General features: G+C 65.2%; 1 protein-coding gene. It reads left to right on the top strand.

The features are described 5' to 3' along the window. Positions 1–230 (top strand): iron chelate uptake ABC transporter family permease subunit (locus KVT34_RS31495; protein WP_217563417.1); only part of this gene is annotated, 230 nt, incomplete at both ends.

Genomic DNA, 230 nt, shown 5'->3' with positions numbered 1-230 from the left:
GTCGGCCTGATGATCCCTCATAGCGTCCGGCTGGTGCTCGGCTGCGACCATCGCAAGGTGCTTCCGGTGAGCGTCCTTTTCGGGGCGGCCTACGTCATCTGGGCCGACGTGCTGGCCAGGCTCGCGCGTGCGCCGGAAGAACTGCCGAACGGCATCGACACCGCGATATGCGGCGGCCCGATCTTCATCTGGCTGCTCCGCAGAAGCTCATACGCGTTCGGAGGAACTTC

It is taken from the genome of Paenibacillus sp. GbtcB18 (assembly GCF_019091125.1).
In the GTDB taxonomy this organism is placed as follows: domain Bacteria; phylum Bacillota; class Bacilli; order Paenibacillales; family NBRC-103111; genus Paenibacillus_F; species Paenibacillus_F chitinolyticus.
Note: the sequence above shows the minus strand (reverse complement) of the source record. Positions and strands in the feature narration are given on the sequence as shown.